The sequence below is a fragment of the Paraburkholderia sp. MPAMCS5 genome (assembly GCF_036016995.1).
GTDB lineage: Bacteria > Pseudomonadota > Gammaproteobacteria > Burkholderiales > Burkholderiaceae > Paraburkholderia.
On sequence record NZ_JAYXBK010000008.1, the window covers coordinates 206,047 to 226,589 of the forward strand.

Below are 20,543 nucleotides of genomic sequence, written 5' to 3' on the forward strand. Positions count from 1 at the left end.
CCTCGAACAAGTCACTTTAAAAGGCGGGCAGACATCAGGCCTGTCCGGAGTCATCTGCAAGTTCTTCGTAGTCGTATGCGTCTTCGGCCACGGCCCAATCGCCTGCGCCGATTTCGCACTTCACTTTTACAGATTCCGGTGTGTTGACAGTCAGCGTCGCACCTTCAGTCAGCATGCCCTGCTGCTTGAGCGTGCCGTCAGGCAGGTAGACGCGATAGGGCTGGTTGGCGAGTGCCAGCCCGTCGCCCTGGTTCGCAATGACGGTGCTGGCATCAAACGTCTGCGAGTAAAGCTCGGCGGGGTCCTGCATGAGCGGCGTGACCGGCATCGCAGGCAGGGGAACGCGTTGGGAAGATGCAGCAGGCGCATCCCAAGAAGGCGTCTTTTCCAGAATCGGCCCAGGCGAGCCATTAACAATTCCGCCGCCGTTGATCTGGATGTATGAACCGCCCGCACCAATCCAGACTTCTTCCCTGGCCGTCAGAATGAGCTTGCCGTTCACGCTACGAACCGTGAGGTTCTTGAGTGCGTCCAGCTCCATCTCGTCGCTCTGCGCCTGAATCACGACCTTGCCTTTGGCCGCGATCAATTTCAGCCCCAACCAGGCGAACATGGAGATCGCGCCGCGCGCTGCGGCAATCAGCGAGCGCCCCACAGACAGGCTCACATCCCGCCCTGCGGTAATGGCATGGTCGAGCACGAGTCCGTGCGAACGGTGTGCGCCTTCCGGATCGGGGTGAAGTTGTGCCACGGCCAGCGACGGCAGCGGTGCGGTGTAGTTGATATCGACGCGATCGAGCAGGCGCTGCGGAATCTCGGCCGGGAACCGGTCGATACGCATCTGCGAGCCAGCGGTGCTGAAGGCGTATGACTGGAGCAGACGCTGCACGTAGATATCGCTGACTTCACCACCGGCCTTTGCTCCGAGCCGCGCGGCGATCTTCGGGTGCGCCTTTGCGAATTCGCCAAAGGATGCTGTGACGTATCGCAATTCCTTCTGGTAATACGCGGGGAAAGCCGGGTCCATTGCTGGCCTCCTGGTTTTTTAGGGTTATCTCAATGGCGGCCGCGATGCATAAGACGATCATTCATCCCTGAAAGGTTCGTGTGAATGGTGCCACCCTCGCACGAACAGACATCCCAAAATTCTGAAACCATGGCACATGACAAAACTGCCATATCGGTACGCACTTCAGCCTGTTATTTCGCATAACGAAGTAACTGCGACCCGCTCGAACGATGTTAAGGCTGCACCGTCAGGACGAAAAAAAGCCCGCGCGAGGCGGGCGAGAGAATCAGGGCAACGGGGGACTTCTACCGGGTAACGCCGAGTCAAGAAGCGCCCTTTCGCTGATGCACTGCAAACGCTAGACGACGGCCCCCGAAATCAATCCCGACAACACCTTCGCCGACTCAAATAGCCTGCTTCTTCATCAGCAATTTCAGTAACACCGGCAGTAACAGTAACACCAGCGGCAGCTGCACAATCAGCCCGGAAATGATCGCGATGGCAAGCGGCTGCTGCATGGCCGACCCCTGACCGAGCGCGAAGGCGAGCGGCAGCAGCGCGAGGATCGCCGCGATGGTCGTCATTGCAATGGGCCGCAGGCGATTGCGCCCGGCAGCGGTCAGCGCCTCCTCGAATGGCATCTCTTCCTCGCGAGTCAAGCCTTGCAGCTCGGATACATAGAAGATCGCCACTTCGGTCACGATGCCGATAATCATCGTCATTCCCATCATGGCGGAGATATTCAGTTCCATGCCGGTGATCCACAAACCGATGAACACCGCGCCCGCCGCCAGCAGAGGCATGGCCATGACGGCAAGCGCCACGCGAAAGCGCTCGTAGAGGAACAGCAGCAGGCCGAACACCAGCGCGACTGCCGCGCCGAACACGGTCAGCAAGCCCTTGAAGGCAATCTGCTGTTGCTGATAAAGGCCGCCCAGCTCGTAATACACGCTGGCGGGCAACAGGCTTTTGTCGCCGAGCGCCTTCTGCACGTCGGCGATCGTCGAGCCCAGATCGCGGCCGTCGATGCGCGCGGTCACCGCCACCATCCGCTTCAGGTTATCCCGGCTGATTTCCGGCTGTCCCGTCACGGTGATCTGGTCAGCAACGCGATTCAGCGCAAAAAGATGCCCATCAGGCGCGCGGATCTGCATCTGGCCCAGTTGCGTATCGGTCAATCCCGTCGCTCCTGCCACGCGCACACGCACGCCGACGGTTTTCGGTCCGTTTTGGAACTGCGTGGCCACATTCCCTTCGACCATGTCGGAGACGGCCTGCGCAATCGACTGCGGGTCCATACCCTCGGCGGCCGCGGCTTCGGGCCGGATATGCAATTCGAGAGCGTCGCCGGCCGGATTGATGCCGTCGTTCACATCCACCACGCCCTGGATCTTCCCGATTCGCGCGGCCACGGCGCGCGCGGTCGTGTCGAGCGTGTTCTGGTCGTCGGAATAGATCTTGATCTGGACCGGTTGCGGAACCGCCGTCAGATCGCCGATCAGATCTTCCATGAGCTGCGCGAGTTCGACATTCACGCCGGGCACCTGAGCGTCGACTTTCGAGCGGATTTCCTCCATCACGGTTTCGATCGGCTCGCGCTTGCCTGACTTCAGCCGCACAAAGAAGTCGCCTTTGTTGGGCTCGTTGAGATCGCCGCCCAGACCCGCGCCGGTGCGCCGCGAATACGTTGCGACATTCGGGTTCGCCTGAATGATGCTTTCGACCTGTTTCATCAGCCGGTCGGTTTCGCTCACCGAAGTGCCTGGCTCGGTGTGGTAGTCGAGCACGAAACCACCTTCGTCCATGCTCGGCATGAAGCCGCTGCCCACGCGCGTGAAGGCGAACGCGGCCACCGCGATGAGCGGCAGGAGACCCACGAGCACGAGAACCGGCCGCGCGGTGACGCGCTCGACCAGAAACGCGTAGCGCCGGTTCATCCACGAGGCAAAACGTGTCTCGCGATGTTCCTCGGCGTCTTTCGGCTTGAGCCAGCGATCGCACAGAATCGGCACGGCGAGCCACGTGACAAGAAAAGAAATGAAGAGGGCGCTTGCCATCGTGATCGACAGTGCCTTGAAGAAGGCACCGGTGACACCCGACAGGAACGCGAGCGGCACGAAAATGATCAGCGTGGCCGCCGACGATCCGGCAAGCGGCCGTGTGAATTCGAGTGCCGCGGCCATCACGCGGCCGTGAAAGGCGCGTGCGCCGCCTTCGCGCATGCGCCGCACGATGTGTTCGATCATCACGATCGCGTCGTCGATCACGAGCCCGACCGCGGCGGCCATGCCACCGAGTGTCATGATGTTAAAGCCCATGCCGAAGACGTCGAGCAGCAGGATGGTCGCGGCCATCACGACCGGCACCAGCGCGACGGCGATGGCCGTGATCTTCCAGTTGCGCAGGAAGAAGAAAAGCGTCAGCGCCGCGAGCACCACGCCGATCATGATGGCGTCGCGCACGCTGGTTGCGGAGGCGATCACGAGTTCGCTCTGATCGTACCAGTTCGACAGATGCACGCCGCGCGGCATCTGGTGCTGGAAATCGGCGAGCTTTGCGCGAATCGCCTTGGCCATGGCCACGCTATTCGCGCCCGGCTGCTGGTAGACGTTGATGAGCACCGCGTCCTGTCCGTCGGCGGTCACGCGCATCCACTGGGGCATCACGCCCTGACGCACGGTCGCGATGTCGCCCAGCCGGATCTGCGTGGCGCCGTTGGCCGACACGACGACGTTGCGCAGCTCGTCGAGCTTTGTGATCGTGGAGTTGGCGATCACGAGATAGAGCTTGTAGTGATCCTCGATACGGCCGTTCGCCATCAGCACATTGCTCGCGCCGATGGCCTTCGATACATCGGCGAGCGAGAGTTTGTACGCGGCGAGCCGTGCAGGATCGATCGCGACTTCGAGTTCGTCCTGTGCGCCGCCTGTCACGTCCACGCGCGCCACGCCCTCGATCCCGGACAGCAACGGCCGCATCTGAAACTGCGCCAGATCGTGCAACGCGGAGAGCGACTGGTTGTTCGACGTCAGGCTGTAGGCCAGCACGGGAAACACGGTGGGGTCCATGCGGCGCACCTGCATCGAGGTGCCCTGCGGCAGCGTCGCCAGAATTTCGCTGATCGCCGATTGGGCTTGCAGCGTGGCTTGCGCCATGTCGGTGCCCCAGTTGAAGTTCAGCGAGATTTCCGCCGACCCGCGACTGGTTTTCGATTCGACGTCGAGCACATTCGGCACACGGCGCAGCGCCTCTTCGACGGGCATCGTGACGAGCGTGGCCATCTGCTCGGCGGGGCGGTCGCCTGCATCGAGAGAGACGACCGCACGCGGAAACGCGACGTTCGGAAACAGCGAGATGGGCAGCCGGAAGGCGCTCATGACGCCGGCAATCGCCAGCAAGGCGATCACGAACAGCAGCGAACGCCGGTGCATCTGCATCCATTGACCAAAATTCATCGCGGCGCGCCTCCACTGACCCGCACCGCCATGCCGTCGTCCAGCTCATAGTTGCCGCTCACCACGAGACTCTGGGCCGGATCGAGTGAACCGTCCACGCCGTAACGGTCGCCGTCCTCGACCTGGATCGCCACGGCGACGCGCCGCGCCTTGCCTTGTGCATTGATCTGGAACACGTACGCGCCTTTGTCGTCCTTCAGCACGGCCGCGCGTGGCACGATCCAGTGGACGCCGCTGCGCGTGGCGATGTCGGCGCTCACGCGCGTGCCCGGAATGAATGCACTCTGGCCGAGCGGCACATTCGCGCCGACATCGACAAGCTGACTCTGCGGATCGATTGAGGCGCCGACCATCACAACGCGGCCATCCGCCGCGTTTCTGGCGAGCGTGGCCGACAGTCCGTGCACCGTCACGACGTCGCCGGCATGGATCGCGGCGGCATCCGACGGTTCGACGCCGAGCATGACGTTCGCGCGCATGTCCTTGCTGCTGCCGCCCGCGAGTTGCAGGATCGCGGCGCCCGCCTGGACCTGGTCGCCCTGCGCGACCGATACCTGGAGCACCACGCCGTCGAACGGCGCGCTCACGACCTTGTTGCCGCCCGCGACGCCGCTCTGGTTTTGCGCGGCGAGCGCCTGCTGCGCGTCGTCTTCGGACTTGCGGGCGGCTGCCAGTTGCGACTGCGTGGCAAGCCCCTTGTCGAACAGTGACTGAGTGCGCGCCAGTTCGCCTTGTGCGAGGGTCAAGGCGCTTTTTGCCTGGGTCGCCGCAAGGACGGCGGCGAGATCGGCTTGCACGACGAAAAGCGGCGTGCCGCGCGTCACGGTCTGCCCTGGCTGCACGCGCATCTGCACGACACGCGCGATGTACGGCAGATTGATCGTGGTGACGTTGGAGGCGGAAGCCGCGACGATGCCATACGCGCGCACGGGTTGCGCAATGGCCCCGCGCTGCGCGCGCACGGTCTGCACGGATACCGCGGGCTTGTCGGATGAGGCGTCGCTTGCAGCAGAATCGGCCGCACTCGATGAGTGGCACGCGGAACACGTGAAGACGGCGCCGGCGGCTATCGTCAGGAGCGCAATACGCGCTCGCCGCGTCGCAAAGGGTCTATTTCGCATGGGTTTGGGTGAAGTTCTGGGCGGAAGAGAAGGCGTCGGGAATTGCGCTGCCCAGCAGCGCCTGGAGACCCACGCGCTGCTCCGCAAGCGACTCGCGCAAGGTCGCGATGTCGATGCGTTTGGTGAGTGCCGCGCTTTGTGCGTCGGTATAGGCGCCGAGCGTCAGGTTATGTTCCGCGTAGGCCGCAGCCGCATGGGTGGCCGCGAGATCGGCATCGGGCAACGCAGATTGGGTCTGCTGCAACTGGCGCGACAGGATCGCGTTGTCCGCGCGCATGTGCGCGACATCGGCGTAAGCCTCGTTCAGACGCATTTGATATTCGTCGCGCAGCCGCTGGCGCGTGGCCTTTTCAATCGCGACATTGCCCTGGTTCCGGTTGAAGATCGGCAAGCTCAGGTTGATCTGGAAGCCGCTGGTATAGATGTTCGACGTGTCGCGCGCGCGTACGAAGCCCACGGACAGGCTCGGAAACTGGCTGAGAATCGCCGCGCGATATTTCTGCTCCTGCGCTTCGTAACCGGCTTGCAACGCGATCAGATCGGGGCGGCGCTGCGCCAGCTTCGCGAGCGCGGCGTCGAGCGTGGCATCGTCGAGCGGAGCGGTTTCGCCGGTGTCGGCGAGTTGTAGTTGCACCTCGGGCGCGAGTCCGAGAAGCGCGTTCAGATCGTGGTGCGTTTGTTCGGCGGCGCGTTCGGCGTCGGTGTACTGCTTGCGGGCGTCGCTATACGCGGTGAGCGCGGCGGTGAGCGTGTCGTCGGTCAGATTGCCGTCGCGATGCGCTTCGGCCATGCGCTCATAACGTGTGCGCGCGAGATCGCGCTGTTGCCGCAAGAGCGGCAGCGTGTCCTGCTGGAAGCGCGTCTTGATGAACAATTGCCGCGCCTGCGCGACGATCTGCCATTCCTGCCACAGCAGGCCGAGATCGGTTTTGGCGACGGTGGCGTCGGCGGATTGCTTGTTCGCGCTGCGAAGCACGATCGCCATGACGTCGATGCTCAGCCCATAATTGAACGCGCGCGTCGTGCCGGCCGCGCCCGCATAATCGCTCGACACGCTCAACTGCGGGTCGGGCAGGAGACCCGCCGAATAAGCTTGCGCGCGGGCGATGCCGAGATCGTCGCGCGCGAGCTTGAGGTCCGGATTGTTGGCCACCGCGAGCATGGCGACTTCGTCGATGTCGAGTCCGTCGGACGGATCGAAACGATGCGCGGCCAGCTCGGGCAGCGGCATGGTCGAAGGATCGATCTGAACGCGCTCAAGCGTCCTTGCAGATGTGGCCGTTGCCTGCAGGGCGAGCGGCGCGCGGTGATACCACGTGCAGCCGCTCATCAGCAATGCGCAGATCGGTATGAGGGCATGGTGTTTCAGAAATGAGCGAGCGGTCATACTTTGCGTCGGCAAGGCCGGGCGCGTCGTGACCAGACTCTCAACCGCTGTTGTCGCCGCTGCAGCAGCGGCCTCTGCGATCTTGCAGTCCGTCAAATTCGGCTCCGGAATGAGAGGTGGGGCAACTTCGATGGAATGCTGCCAACAAGGGATGCCATTCTGCGAAATGCCTGCTTAAGAGACCCTTAACGCCTGTTTTTTTACTTTTGATGGCAGCGTTTGGGGGCGGATTTCGCACAGCCTGTCAGCCGCCCGTTCACCTGCGTGGCGCGTCGGTTGCGATTGACGGCGCGCGTCAGGTTTGCGATTTCACGCGGCTGCAAGTGGAGAACATTTGCATGGGAGCCGGCGCATCGGAGATGGCCAGGCAAAAGCGTGGCGCGCGATGTGCGGGCCGCATGCCGGTGCCGAACGCACCTTTTGGGAACACGCTGCCACGCGCGCGAGCAAGCCCTCCGCGAACGACTGCGCATCGCGCGCGGAGGGCTCGGAAAATCACGGTTCCGCTGGTTGTGTATTACAGCGCGACCTGAGCATTCGCGGCGTCGTCATCGTGGTTGCGCAGCATCGGCGAGCGAGTCATCGTGATGACGACTGTTGCGCCCACAAGCAGAAGCAGGCCGGCAATGCCGAATGCCCAGTCATAGCTTCCGGTCGCCGCGATCACATAGCCGGTGGCGATGGGCGCGATCATGCCGAAGATCTGTCCGCCGACCACGACGAAAGCCATTGCCTTGGCCACATCGCGCGAATTCGGCAACAGGTCGTTCAACAGCGCGAAGTTCAGCGACGTAGTCGATGCAATGCCCGTCAAGGTGATCGAGAAGATCAGAAGCAGCACGAAAAGGTTCGACGTGAACGGCACGGTGAGGATCGTCGCGCCGGTGAGCATGGCGAGTGCAACAGCATTGCGGCGACGGCCCGTGCCGACTCCGCTTTTCTTCAGATACCGGTCGCTCAGACGTCCCGCCAGAATACACAGCACGACAGACGCGGCATAAGGAACAGCCGAAAAAAGACCGGTGTGGCTGATGCTCAAGTGACGCGTCGCCTGCAAATAGCTCGGCAACCATGTCAGGAAGAGGTATTGGGTGTAGACGTTGCAGCCCTGCGTGATGGCGAGACCCCACAGTGTCGGGGAGCGCATCAGGGACAGCAGCCCGGCCGGGTTGTTCGATTGACTGAGCGTATTCGCGGGCTTTGTTTCGCGCTGGGCGAGAATCTTGTTCCGCTCGGCCGTGTCCAGCCAGCGGACCTTCTCCGGCGTATTGAAGAAAATCAGCCACGCGGCCAACCAGACGAAGCCGATCGCGCCCGCGATGACAAACGAAATGCGCCATCCAAAGAGCGCAATGAGCGAACCCAGCATGATCGAGCAGATCGCCGGCCCGGCATACGAGCCGCTGTTGAACATGGAGGTCACCATGCCGCGTTCGTCCGCGGGAATCCATTGACGGATCACCTTCGCGCCGACCGGATTGCTGGTGGATTCGCCCGCGCCCATCACGAGCCGGGCGCACATCAGGCTGACAAAGCTGCTTGCGGTGCCTGTGAGCGCGGTCGCCGCCGACCAGACGAAGATCCCGGCTGCCGCCATGCGCTTCGTGCCGAAACGGTCAACCAGAAATCCCATCGGCAACAGGAACAGTGCATAGCTCCAGATGAACGACGAGAACAGATAGCCCATGCCGACGGAGGTCAGTTTGAATTCGGATGCAATCGGCTTCGCTGCAATCGAAAGGGCGATGCGGTCCATGTAGTTGATCATGGATAAGCAAAAGAGAAAAAGGGCTATCCAGCCTCGGCGATACGACATGCTCGTCTCCGTGTCCCGGAGTCTCGACACCGTGCGGGTGCGGCTCCGTTATTAAGCGTTTTATGGCAACAAAACGCAATATGGTTTAAAAAAAACGGCCCGGCCGGGCCGCCATGACAAAGAACCGCTATTTTCGCGGCGTGAAGACCTCTCGTGCGTGAACCTTGGCGCGCCGCGCGCCTTCGATGTGATCGCGCAGCAGCGCGGCCGCGCGCAGCAGATCGTGCTGGGCAATCGCATCGAGGATGGCGAGGTGTTCCAGCGCCTGCTCCTGCCGCGGCTTACGCGCCTTCGCCTGCCGATACTCGACGAGGCGCCGCAGCCGGTCCATTCGGCGCACCGACTGGGCGATGAAGCGATTGCCCGACCATTTCGCGATCGTCTCGTGAAATTCGCTGTTGGCTTCGAAGAGTTCCACTGAGTTCATCGTCAGATAGCCGCCTTCGGCGATGAAGCGCTGGCGGCGGCGCAACGCGTCCAGTTCGACGCGGTTTGCGCTGAACGTGGGCGACATCACGCCCGTCGGCTCGATTGCGGCACGGAACAGATAGCTCTCTTCATACGCCTCGACCGAGTCGATCATGGGCATGAACTGCCAGCCGTGGCCGACCTGCCGTTCGATCCAGCCTTCTTCCTGCATGCGCGACAGCACTCGCCGAAGCTCGCTGCGCGACACCTCGTACTGACGCATCAGATCGGCTTCTGTCACGTCGTCCGGCAAGCGATGCGCGAGACGGTCTTCGGCGATTCGCAGATACAGCGGGTCGTCCGGTTCGTTGAAGAACTGGGCGGCGACATCAGTCACGTCGCGCGCGGGCTTCGCCATGAAGAAGCCGCGATTCGCGTCGTAATACACCACGCCGAGCGACACGAGATGATGAAGCGCCACGTTCACGGGCGTGCGCGACGTGCCGATTTTTTCGGCGAGCGCGGATTCCGCAAGCCGGTCGCCAAGGGCAAGATCTTCACGCCGCGCAAGCGCGAGGATTTCGCGCGCCACGCGCGTTTGCAGCGGCGTCAGCGCCGCAGCGGTTTCAGTGGAGGAGGTCATGTGGGTTGCAAGCGGCGAATGGCTCAAACGGCCGTTCACGATCGCCGGATGTGGCGATGCAACTGAAAAGCCGGTTTGTGATTTTGCCATTGCCTGCTGCCTCCAGCGATGAGCGGGAATCTGCCCGCCAGGGTATCCACCCAGTTCAACTGCATTTGCTTATTGCGTTTTATGATCATAGAATGCACTACATCGAAACGCAAGCAGCCTTGTATTGCCTTGGAGAAAACCCTGATGTCCCGCTTCCTTCCGAATCAGTCCGTCGAATTCGTCAGCGTCGCCGACGCCATGCAGTCCATCGGCGCGACTTCATTTGCCCGCATGCCTTATAGCGTCCGCGTGTTTGCCGAGAACATCGCGCGCAGGCAGCCGGGGGTGCAAGCCGAACGCTATCTGCAGGCACTGGCGGCGCGTCGTCACGACGTCGACTTTCCGTACTATCCGGCGCGCGTGGTGCTGCAGGATCTGCTCGGCACGCCGGCGCTCGTCGATCTCGCGGGCATGCGTGACGCGATTGCGGAAGCGGGCGGCGATCCGGCGACGATCAATCCCGTCGTGCCGACGCATCTGGTCGTCGATCATTCGCTGAATGTCGACGTCGCGGGCTACGACCGCGAGGCGATGGCGAAGAACATGGCGATCGAGCAGCAGAAGAACGTCGAACGCTTCGAGTTTCTCGCGTGGTGCAAGCAGGCGTTTTCGAACCTCGACGTGCTGATGCCGGGCAACGGCATCCTGCATCAGGTGAATATCGAGCACCTGTCGCCGGTCATTCAGATCAAGGACGGTGTGGCGTATCCCGACACGCTCGTCGGCACCGACAGCCACACGACGATGATCAACGCAATCGGCGTGCTTGGCTGGGGCGTCGGCGGAATCGAGGCCGAATCGGTGATGCTCGGCCGTGCCGTGTGGCTGCGGCTGCCGACCATCGTCGGCGTCGAGTTGAAGGGATGCCGCCAGCCGGGCGTGATGGCCACCGATCTCGTGCTCGCCATTACTGAGTTTCTGCGCCAGCAGAAGGTGGTGGGCTCGATCATCGAGTTTCATGGTGAAGGTGCGCGCGCAATGACCTTGAGCGATCGCGCGACGATCTCGAACATGGCGCCGGAGTTCGGCGCGACGGCGACGCTCTTTGCAATCGATCAAAAGACACTGGACTTCATGCGTCTCACCGGGCGCCCGTCCGCGCAAATCGCGCTGACGGAAAGCTATGCCAGGGCGCAAGGACTCTGGGCCGACGATCTGAACGACGCCGAGTATGACCGCGTGCTGTCGTTCGATCTGTCGAGCGTTGGCCGCGCGCTGGCGGGCCCGTCGAATCCGCATGATCGTGTGCCGCTGTCGAGTCTGATCGCGAAAGGGATCGCGCGGCCATCCGCTGAGCCCGTTGCGGAGTCGGACGCCGAATCGGACGCGGAATCGTACGCGAAATCGGACGCGGCGTCGCCCGTCGAATTGCGTGACGGCTCGGTCGTCATTGCAGCGATCACGAGCTGCACGAACACGTCGAATCCGCGCAACATGATTGCCGCGGGGCTCGTGGCGAAAAAGGCCATGGAACGCGGGCTGAATCGAAAACCGTGGGTGAAGACCTCGTTTGCGCCCGGCTCGAAACCCGTGGAGAGCTATCTACGCGAAGCGGGTTTGATGGAGCCGCTCGAAGCGCTCGGCTTCGGCATCATCGGATTTGGCTGTACGTCGTGCAACGGCATGTCCGGTCCTTTGCCGCAGAGCATCGAAGAGGACATTGTGAGCCGCAACGTGCACGCGGTCGCCGTGCTGTCCGGCAACCGGAATTTCAATGGCCGCATTCATCCGCGCGTGAAGGAAGCGTTTCTTGCATCGCCGCCGCTCGTCGTGGCTTACGCCATTGCAGGCACGATCAACATCGACATCGAGAACGGCGCAATTGGCGCGGACGCGGCGGGCCACGCGGTGTATCTGAAAGATCTCTGGCCGGCCGACGAGGAAATCGATGCGCTCCTCAACGCCAGTCTGCATGGCGAACAGTATCTGCGCATCTACACGGAAATGTTCCGCAAGGCCGAGCGTCTCGATGGCGCCAACGCCGTGCCCGCGCGCTTTCCGTGGCGCGAGGATAGCAACTACATCCGCAGACCGCCATACTGGCAGCCGGGCCTGACTCAAGCGGCGCGCTTCGACGAAATGCGGGCAATCGGCGTTTTCGGCGATAACGTGACGACCGATGATCTCTCGCCTTCGGGCGCGATTCTTCCTGAGAGCGCGGCGGGCGAATACCTGATCGCGCACGGCGTGAACGCCGCGGAATTCAATTCGTACGGCACGCGGCGCGGCGATCATCAAGTGGCGATTCGTGCGACGTTTGCAAACAACCGCCTGCACAACGAAATGGCGGGCGGCACGGAAGGCTCGATCACGAGAATGGAACCCGAAGGCGCGACGATGCGCCTCTTCGACGCCGCCGAAAAATACATGGAGCGCGGCGAGGAACTGATCGTTATCGCCGGAAAAAACTACGGCTCCGGCTCTTCGCGCGACTGGGCGGCAAAGGGCGTTCGGCTGATCGGCGTGCGCGCTGTCGTGTGTGAAAACTTCGAGCGCATTCATCGTTCGAATCTGGTCGGCATGGGCGTGTTGCCGCTGGAATTTGTTGAAGGCGTCGATCGTAAGACGCTGCGAATCGACGGGTCGGAGACGTTTGCCATTGAAGGATTGAGCGGACCCATCACGCCGTCGATCGCGTTGTCGCTGCGCATCACGCGCAAGAATGGCGAGGTCGTGAGTGCGCCCGTCAAGTGCCGTATCGATACCGAGGAAGAAGCGGAGATCTTCAGCGCGGGCGGTCTGCTTCCGCGTATTGCTCACGAGATGAAGGCGGCGTGATCATGCCGCGACTATTCGCCTACGTCGGATGCCGCACGACACGCGAACGCCATGCGGCAGGCACTGGAATCGGCGTGTACGAAGTCAGTGCGTCGGGCGCGTGGCGGCATGTGCAGACGCTTGAGCCGCTCGTCAATCCGAGCTACCTCGCGCTCAACATTTCGCGGCGCACGCTTTACACCGTGCACGGCGATGGCGGCACGGTCAGCGCATATCGGATCGATGCTGCTTCGGGGCGGTTATCGGCATTGAACAGCCAGTCGTGCGAAGGACGCAATCCCGTGCATCTGGCGCTCTCGCGCGATGGCAGCGCTCTCGTGGTGGCGGGCTACGCGACGGGCACCGCGACGCGCATTGCCTTGCAGGCGAATGGCGCGCTCGGTGAGCCTTTGTTGCCGCCGCTCGAATTCATCGGCACGCCGGGGCCGCATCGCGTCGAGCAGGCCTCGTCGCATCCGCACCATATCGCGCGATACGTGACCCGTTTCGCCGACACCGACTGGCACATCGTTCCCGACAAGGGGCTCGACACCGTGTTCGCCGTGCGCTGGAACGACGACGGCTCGACAGTGGTTCGCGAGGGGCATGCCCGTGAAGGCGCAGGGCCGCGTCACGCCGCATTCCATCCCGGGTTGCCGCTCGTCTACGTGTCGAACGAACTGGACTCGACGATCACAACGTGGTCGTTCGATTCATCGACAGGAACTCTTGCGCCGTTGCAGACGGTCTCTGTCGTGCCTTCCGGATTTCATGCTTTGACGCGTGCCGCCGGCATTGTGATCGCCGCCGATGGCCGCTGCCTTTACGTCACGAATCGCGGCCACGACAGCATCGCGACGATTGCGCTAAGCGAAGAAACGGGAGTGCCGCAAACGGTTGAGTGGACTGCGTCGAAAGGACAGTGTCCGCGCTTTCTTTGCCTGAGCCCCGATGACCGCGCGTTGTACGTGGCGAATGAAATTTCGCACACGATTGTGCAGTATGAAATCGACGCGCATACGAAGTTGCCCATTCCGACCGGACGTGTGATCGAAACCGGCAGCCCCGTATGCATCGCCTTCGCAACTATTGAGGAGTAGCAGAGTGGGTCAGTACAGCATTCCGGCCGTTTATATGCGCGGCGGCACGAGCAAGGGCGTGTTCTTTCGCGCCGACAGTCTTCCTGAAGACACGGCATTGCGCGACAAAATCCTGTTGAGGGTGATCGGAAGTCCCGACCTGTATGGCAAGCAGATCGACGGAATGGGCGGCGCGACATCGAGCACCAGCAAGCTCGTCGTCGTGGGCCCTTCGTCGCGAGCCGATTGCGATGTGGACTATCTGTTCGGCGCGGCTTCGATTGAGAATGCGGTCATCGACTGGTCGGGCAACTGCGGAAACCTGACGTCGGCGGTCGGGCCATTTGCGATCGCACAAGGACTCGTCGATGCGCCCGCGAACGGCATCGCGATCGTGCGGATCTGGCAGGCCAACATCAATGCGAGAATCATCGCGCATGTGCCCATGAAGAATGGCGAGGTCGTTGAAGACGGCGACTTCGAACTCGACGGCGTGACGTTTCCCGCAGCCGAAATCCGCATCGAATTTCTCGACCCCGGCGGCTCGGCCGACGCGGATGCAGCGGCCGGCGGCGGCATGTTTCCCACCGGCAATCTTGTCGATTCGCTCGACGTTCCAGGGCACGGCACATTCGCGCTCACGCTGATCAATGCAGGCAATCCCGCCATCTTCATCGACGCAAAAGAACTGGGATTGCAGGGCAATGAAATGCAGCAGGACGTGAACAGCAATGCCGCGCTGCTCGACCGATGCGAAGCGATTCGCGCGCATGCCGCGGTGCGCATGGGACTCGCGTCCACGCCCGAAGAAGTCACGGCGCAGCGTCCGCATACACCTAAGCTCGCCTTCGTGTCGTTGCCGCGCGGCTATGTCGCGTCGAGCGGCAAGCGTGTCGAGCCGCAAGATGTGCATATCAACGCGCGCATTCTGTCGATGGGCAAGCTGCATCACGCGATGACGGGCACGGGCGCGGTTGCGCTGGCCGTTGCCGGTGCAATCCCCGGTACTGTCGTCAACCAGCTCGTGAGCGGCATGCAGCTCGATCAGCTTCGTTTCGGTCATCCGTCTGGGACCATGGCGGTCGGCGCCGAGGCGCTCGAACGCGACGGCAATTGGGTCGTCACGAAGGCCATCATGAGCCGCAGTGCGCGCCGGTTGATGCAAGGCGAAGTGCTCATTCCGGCCTCGGTCATGAAGGCGGTTTGATCGTTGTATCCGTGGCGCGCGCTCTCACGTGTCAACGCGCGTCCGTTCCAATGTCGATAACAAAGCGGAGACTTTCCATGCAACTCACCGTTCGCGCCATGGCCGCCGTTGCGGCCGCTGTCTGTGCTTTTCAGGCCGTCGAAGTACAGGCCGCCGAGAAGATCACGATCATCGTCGGCGGTATTAACAAGCTGATTTACCTGCCGCCGAAGCTTGCGGAAAACCTCGGCTATTTCAAGGACGAAGGTCTCGATGTCGAGCTGCAATCGCAACAGGCCGGCGTCGATGCGGAAAACGAACTGCTCGCGGGCGCCGCGCAGGCGGTGGTCGGCTTCTACGATCACTCGATCGACTTGCAGGCGAAGGGCAAGGACATCGAGAGCATTGTTGTTTTCGGGCTTGTGCCGGGCAGTATGGAAATGGTGCGCTCGGATGCGGCCGCGCAAATCAAGAACATGGGCGATATCAAAGGCAAGACGCTCGGCGTCACGGGGCTCGGTTCGTCGTCGGCATTTCTTGGCCAGTATCTGGCGTCCACGTTTGGTCTCAAGACATCGGAGTATTCGATGCTGCCCGTCGGCGCCGGCAACAGCCTGATCGCGTCGCTGAAGCAGCAGCGCGTGGAGGTTGCGTGGACCACTGAGCCGACTACGTCGCTATTGCGTGCAAGCGGCGACGCAAAGGTGCTGGTGGACCTGAGCAGCGTCGAAGGAACCAGAGCGGCTTTGGGTGGCTTGTATCCCGCGTCGAGTCTCTACGTCCAGCGCAACTGGGCGGATACGCATCAGGCCGACGCGCAGAAGCTTGCGAGAGCGTTTGTCAGAACCCTGCGGTTCATCCAGACGCACTCGCCCGAAGAGATCGCAGCGAAAATGCCGGCGGACTACTACGGCGGCAACAAAACACTCTACGTCCAGGCGTTGAAAGCCTCGCTGCCGATGTACTCACCTGATGGAAAGATGCCGGAAGGCGGACCCGAAACCGTATTGAAGGTCATGAGCGGGTTCAACGCGAATATCAAGGGCAAGCATATCGATCTGTCGAAGACGTATACGAATGAGTTCGTCAATCGGGTCAGATGAAGGCGGAGAACTTATATAGTTGGCGTGTCTGTCGATGGCTCGCGAAAAACGCCTTGAAAAGCGCGCCACGACGGACCATCTGTCTGCGTAGGGGTTTTCACTACGCCGCGTGAATCGTCAGATCGCGCGAGCACGAATGCGGGCCGCAGGACGTTGCCCCGGACTGCGCGCACCATGCCGCGAATGCCGACAGACGTTGTAAGTTATTGTTTTTACGTAAGATTGGCCGCCCGGCCGGCGATCCGGCTATCGCTCTGACATTCGAACCTGAGCGAACGAGGGTCCCCGTTAGGTGAATCCCGGCACGCGCCGCATCGCTTCTTGAATTTGTCACCACCCGTCCATATAATTAGCACTCGCTGCACGAGAGTGCTAACAACTTCGCCGGTTGGCTCGGCCAGCCGGGTTTTCCAAGCGTTCTTCAGTCTCAATCAAGAGAGGAGTATGTATGAACCTTCGTCCTTTGCATGATCGCGTGATCGTCAAGCGTCTGGATCAAGAAACCAAGACCGCGTCGGGCATCGTGATCCCCGAAGCCGCAGCAGAAAAGCCGGATCAGGGCGAAATCCTGGCGGTCGGCCCGGGTAAGCGCGACGACAAGGGCGCAGCAATCGCCCTCGACGTGAAGGTGGGCGACCGCGTTCTGTTCGGCAAGTACGCAGGCCAGACCGTCAAGGTCGACGGCAACGAACTGCTGGTAATGCGCGAAGAAGACATCATGGCCGTGGTGCAGAAGTAAGCGCTGGTCGCTACTTTCCCGGTCATATCTTAAAGAATTCAAGGAGTTAGAAGATGGCAGCTAAAGACGTCGTATTCGGTGATTCCGCCCGTGCCAAGATGGTCGAAGGCGTGAACATCCTCGCGAACGCTGTGAAGGTCACGCTGGGTCCGAAGGGCCGCAACGTTGTCCTGGAACGCAGCTTCGGCGGCCCGACGGTCACCAAGGACGGTGTGTCGGTCGCGAAAGAGATCGAACTGAAAGACAAGCTCCAGAACATGGGCGCGCAAATGGTCAAGGAAGTCGCTTCCAAGACCAGCGACAACGCAGGTGACGGCACCACGACCGCAACGGTTCTGGCTCAGTCGATCGTCCGCGAAGGCATGAAGTACGTTGCATCGGGCATGAACCCGATGGACCTGAAGCGCGGTATCGACAAGGCTGTGTTCGCAGCAATCGAAGAACTGCGCAAGATCAGCAAGCCGTGCACGACCAACAAGGAAATCGCACAAGTCGGCGCGATTTCGGCAAACAGCGACTCGTCGATCGGCGATCGTATCGCTGAAGCAATGGACAAGGTCGGCAAGGAAGGCGTCATCACCGTCGAAGACGGCAAGTCGCTGCAAGACGAGCTGGACGTTGTCGAAGGTATGCAATTCGACCGCGGCTACCTGTCGCCGTACTTCATCAACAACCCGGACAAGCAAGTTGCCGTGCTCGACAACCCGTTCGTGCTGCTGCACGACAAGAAGGTGTCGAACATCCGTGATCTGCTGCCGGTTCTGGAACAGGTCGCGAAGGCTGGCCGTCCGCTGCTGATCATCGCCGAAGACGTCGAAGGCGAAGCACTGGCAACGCTGGTTGTGAACAACATCCGCGGCATTCTGAAGACCGTTGCTGTGAAGGCTCCGGGCTTTGGCGATCGTCGTAAGGCCATGCTGGAAGACATCGCGATCCTGACCGGCGGCCAGGTCATCGCTGAAGAAACCGGCCTGACGCTCGAAAAGGCAACGCTGGCAGAACTGGGCCAGGCGAAGCGCATCGAAGTGGGCAAGGAAAACACGACGATCATCGACGGCGCTGGCGAAGCTGCAAACATCGAAGCACGTGTGAAGCAAGTTCGCACGCAAATCGAAGAAGCTACGTCGGACTACGACCGTGAAAAGCTGCAAGAGCGCGTTGCCAAGCTGGCAGGCGGCGTTGCAGTGATCAAGGTCGGCGCTGCGACCGAAGTCGAAATGAAGGAAAAGAAGGCACGTGTCGAAGACGCACTGCACGCCACGCGCGCAGCTGTGGAAGAAGGCATCGTGGCTGGCGGCGGCGTTGCGCTGATCCGCGCACGTACGGCGATCGCCGGCCTGAAGGGCGCTAACGCCGATCAGGACGCAGGTATCAAGATCGTTCTGCGCGCAATGGAAGAGCCGCTGCGCCAGATCGTCACGAACGGTGGCGAAGAAGCCAGCGTCGTGGTCGCGGCAGTTGCTGCTGGCCAAGGCAACTACGGCTACAACGCAGCAACCGGCGAGTACGTCGACCTGGTTGACGCAGGTGTCGTGGACCCGACAAAGGTGACGCGCACGGCGCTGCAAAACGCAGCTTCGGTCGCTGGCCTGCTGTTGACCACCGACGCAGCTGTTTGCGAACTGCCGAAGGAAGACGCACCGATGCCCGGCGGCATGCCCGGCGGCATGGGCGGCATGGGCATGGACATGTAATTGCATGTTCGCTCTCCGGTTGGACCTCGTTCAGAGGTTCAGTCGGAAGCCCTTGGAAAGGCGCGCCGCGAGGTGCGCTTCCCAAAGAAAAAACCCGCAGAAATGCGGGTTTTTTTGTTTTAAAGCCGATCAGAAGCGCGTTGAAATTCCGGCCGCGTGGGCTAGGCCGGCATCGCCAGACAGTGCTCGCGCAAATACCCGAAAATGCCGGCCACACTTTCGTCCGGCGTCAACCTCTCGGTGTCGACTTCGAGTTCCGGATTGAGCGGCGCTTCATAGGGCGCCGAGATACCGGTAAATGACGGAATTTCTCCCGCCAGCGCTTTCGCGTAGAGGCCCTTGGGATCGCGGCGCGCGCATGTGTCGACGGGGGCCGACAAATACGTCTCGATAAAATTGTTGGCGCCGATGATCTCGCGCGCCATGGCGCGGTCGGCCTGCATCGGCGAGATGAGCGCCGTGATGACAATGAGGCCGGCGTCGTTCATCAGTTGAGCGACATGCGCGACCCGGCGGATATTTTCATGACGGTCTTGCTGGCTGAACCCGAGGTCGCGGCCCAGGCCGTGGCGGACGTTGTCACCGTCGAGTACATAGCAGGCCTGACCTTGCGACACGAGTTGCCGCTCGAGTTCAAAGGCGATAGTCGACTTGCCCGCGCCCGAAAGACCGGTGAGCCAGATGGTGACGGGCTTCTGGCGAAGAATCCGCATTCTGTCGTCGAGCGTGATCGCGCCGTGGAAGCGTTGCACCAGACCGCGGAGCTGTTCCATGAGATTTTTCCTGAAGGCTTAAACGCAGTGCCAACCTTGTCGCCAGACGCCCGCGTTGTGCAGGCGCTCAGCGGAATGGGCGAGCGCGACATGAAATCCGTCGGGCGCGTCCGATGGCAACGCGATCGAAAAGCCGGCGTAAGCGCTCGGATACCCGGCGTTTGCCACGTCCGGCCGATGCTCGCCACTCAAGCCGCTCGCAATGACATCGGCGCCGACGCGCACTTCGAGCAGCACCTTCTCTTCCGGACGGCTCAGGTTGACGGCCCAGCCCGACACGACACCGTCGCGGACCGAATCGACGAACCCGTCGTACATGTCGGCGAGCAATGGCGTTTCGTTTTGTACTGACTGCAAGTATTCCTCGATCGGCGCGAGGTCGAAACGGCCGATTACGCCCAGCACTTTCGCGAGAAATGCCTGGTCGAAGCCGAAAACCACCGAGCTGTGGAGATACGGATTCTCAAGCTGATTGATTTCCGCCTGAATCACCTTGACCAGTTCGAGCGCCGGGATGAATGCGCTGCCTGACTTCTGCCTATCGCATTGAATCTGGCGCCTGGCGAACTCGACGATCCCATAGTCGAGGCTATTGTCTTCAATAAACTTTTCTCTGGCCGTGTCGCTTAACTGACCGATGTCTTTCGATGAGCCACTCGTGATGTTCGTCTCAAAATAGAACGGCAATTTCAAGCCCGCTCTCCCGCAAAGCCGGAGCAAAAACTCGCTCATGTCCTCGCACGTGCCGACTGCGCTGAAATGTTGCCGAAGATTGGCTTGGGCGACTTCGAGGCTCAGTTCGTTCGGCGAAGGATGGCCGCTCAGCATCTGCACGAATACGTTTCGGCCGCCCAAAGACTCGCTCACCCACTCGTCGAGTGAAAGTGCGCCGCGGCGCACGAGCGCCTCGGTCGCCGACACGCTTGCGCCACGTGCAACCTCGCCGTTCTTGCCGTTCAATGCGTAGCGGTAATGCGAGATTTGCCGCGCAAGCGGATCGCGCAAGATGGTGCAATAGGCGAGGGGAGTTTTGAGACTTCTATGAATGCCGTACGACTGATGACCGCCGCCGACATGCGTTTCCAGCAATTGGGCGCGACACCGGTCCCAGCCTTGCCTGTCCCATTCGAAGTTGACGAATTGACCCTTGCCTTTGTTCAAATCGAAGAAAGAGATCACCGTCGACCCGCCGCTCTTGGGCGGGTGGATAAAAAACGTGGGGGCGCGCATATAAAGATATGACAATTTACGATTTGTAAGTGTAGCGCGCGAGCCGTCACACC

Annotated in this window: 14 protein-coding genes; 6 read left to right on the forward strand and 8 right to left on the reverse strand. The window is 61.5% G+C overall.

Going from position 1 to position 20,543, the window contains the following annotated elements:
• Positions 1-34: 34 nt before the first annotated feature.
• The 6 genes from VOM14_RS20050 to VOM14_RS20075 form a co-directional block, all read right to left on the reverse strand.
• Positions 35-1,027, reverse strand: coding sequence for a DUF2345 domain-containing protein (locus VOM14_RS20050; RefSeq protein ID WP_327630477.1), 993 nt, complete (start codon positions 1,025-1,027; stop codon positions 35-37).
• Positions 1,028-1,413: 386 nt separating this feature from the next.
• Complete coding sequence (locus tag VOM14_RS20055; protein ID WP_327630478.1) at positions 1,414-4,464, reverse strand: efflux RND transporter permease subunit; 3,051 nt, start codon at positions 4,462-4,464, stop codon at positions 1,414-1,416.
• A complete protein-coding gene (locus VOM14_RS20060; protein ID WP_327630479.1) occupies positions 4,461-5,435 on the reverse strand; it encodes an efflux RND transporter periplasmic adaptor subunit in 975 nt (324 codons plus the stop codon). The genes VOM14_RS20055 and VOM14_RS20060 overlap by 4 nt, the downstream gene beginning before the upstream one ends.
• Before the next feature lie 139 nt (positions 5,436-5,574).
• Positions 5,575-6,972 carry a TolC family protein gene (locus VOM14_RS20065; RefSeq protein ID WP_327630480.1) on the reverse strand — a complete coding sequence of 466 codons (1,398 nt, stop codon included), beginning with the start codon at positions 6,970-6,972 and terminating at the stop codon, positions 5,575-5,577.
• Between the two features lie 517 nt (positions 6,973-7,489).
• A complete protein-coding gene (locus tag VOM14_RS20070) occupies positions 7,490-8,788 on the reverse strand; it encodes an MFS transporter (RefSeq protein WP_327630481.1) in 1,299 nt (432 codons plus the stop codon).
• Between the two features lie 127 nt (positions 8,789-8,915).
• Entirely contained in the window at positions 8,916-9,839 is a 924-nt protein-coding gene (locus VOM14_RS20075; protein ID WP_327630482.1) for a GntR family transcriptional regulator, read from the reverse strand.
• A gap of 234 nt (positions 9,840-10,073) precedes the next feature.
• Here VOM14_RS20075 and acnA point away from each other — a divergent pair, with 234 nt between their 5' ends.
• The 6 genes from acnA (at position 10,074) to groL (ending at position 18,487) form a co-directional block, all read left to right on the forward strand.
• A complete protein-coding gene (gene acnA / locus VOM14_RS20080) occupies positions 10,074-12,707 on the forward strand; it encodes an aconitate hydratase AcnA (protein ID WP_327630483.1) in 2,634 nt (877 codons plus the stop codon).
• Between the two features lie 2 nt (positions 12,708-12,709).
• Positions 12,710-13,786 (forward strand): lactonase family protein, encoded by a 1,077-nt coding sequence (locus tag VOM14_RS20085; protein WP_327630484.1) that lies wholly within the window; start codon positions 12,710-12,712, stop codon positions 13,784-13,786.
• A gap of 4 nt (positions 13,787-13,790) precedes the next feature.
• Positions 13,791-14,972: a 2-methylaconitate cis-trans isomerase PrpF gene (prpF, locus tag VOM14_RS20090; RefSeq protein WP_327630485.1), complete on the forward strand. Its 1,182-nt coding sequence runs from the start codon at positions 13,791-13,793 to the stop codon at positions 14,970-14,972.
• A gap of 98 nt (positions 14,973-15,070) precedes the next feature.
• Complete coding sequence (locus tag VOM14_RS20095) at positions 15,071-16,054, forward strand: ABC transporter substrate-binding protein (RefSeq protein WP_327630538.1); 984 nt, start codon at positions 15,071-15,073, stop codon at positions 16,052-16,054.
• Between the two features lie 448 nt (positions 16,055-16,502).
• Positions 16,503-16,793, forward strand: coding sequence for a co-chaperone GroES (groES, locus tag VOM14_RS20100; RefSeq protein ID WP_008923887.1), 291 nt, complete (start codon positions 16,503-16,505; stop codon positions 16,791-16,793).
• A gap of 53 nt (positions 16,794-16,846) precedes the next feature.
• The gene (groL, locus tag VOM14_RS20105) at positions 16,847-18,487 is read left to right on the forward strand and encodes a chaperonin GroEL (RefSeq protein WP_327630486.1); all 1,641 of its coding nucleotides are present in this window, start codon (positions 16,847-16,849) and stop codon (positions 18,485-18,487) included.
• Positions 18,488-18,648: 161 nt separating this feature from the next.
• On the opposite strand, the gene cysC is transcribed toward groL, so the two are convergent.
• The gene (cysC, locus tag VOM14_RS20110; RefSeq protein WP_327630487.1) at positions 18,649-19,260 is read right to left on the reverse strand and encodes an adenylyl-sulfate kinase; all 612 of its coding nucleotides are present in this window, start codon (positions 19,258-19,260) and stop codon (positions 18,649-18,651) included.
• 18 nt (positions 19,261-19,278) lie between these two features.
• Complete coding sequence (locus tag VOM14_RS20115) at positions 19,279-20,490, reverse strand: chondroitin 4-O-sulfotransferase (protein WP_327630539.1); 1,212 nt, start codon at positions 20,488-20,490, stop codon at positions 19,279-19,281.
• Positions 20,491-20,543 lie beyond the last annotated feature (53 nt).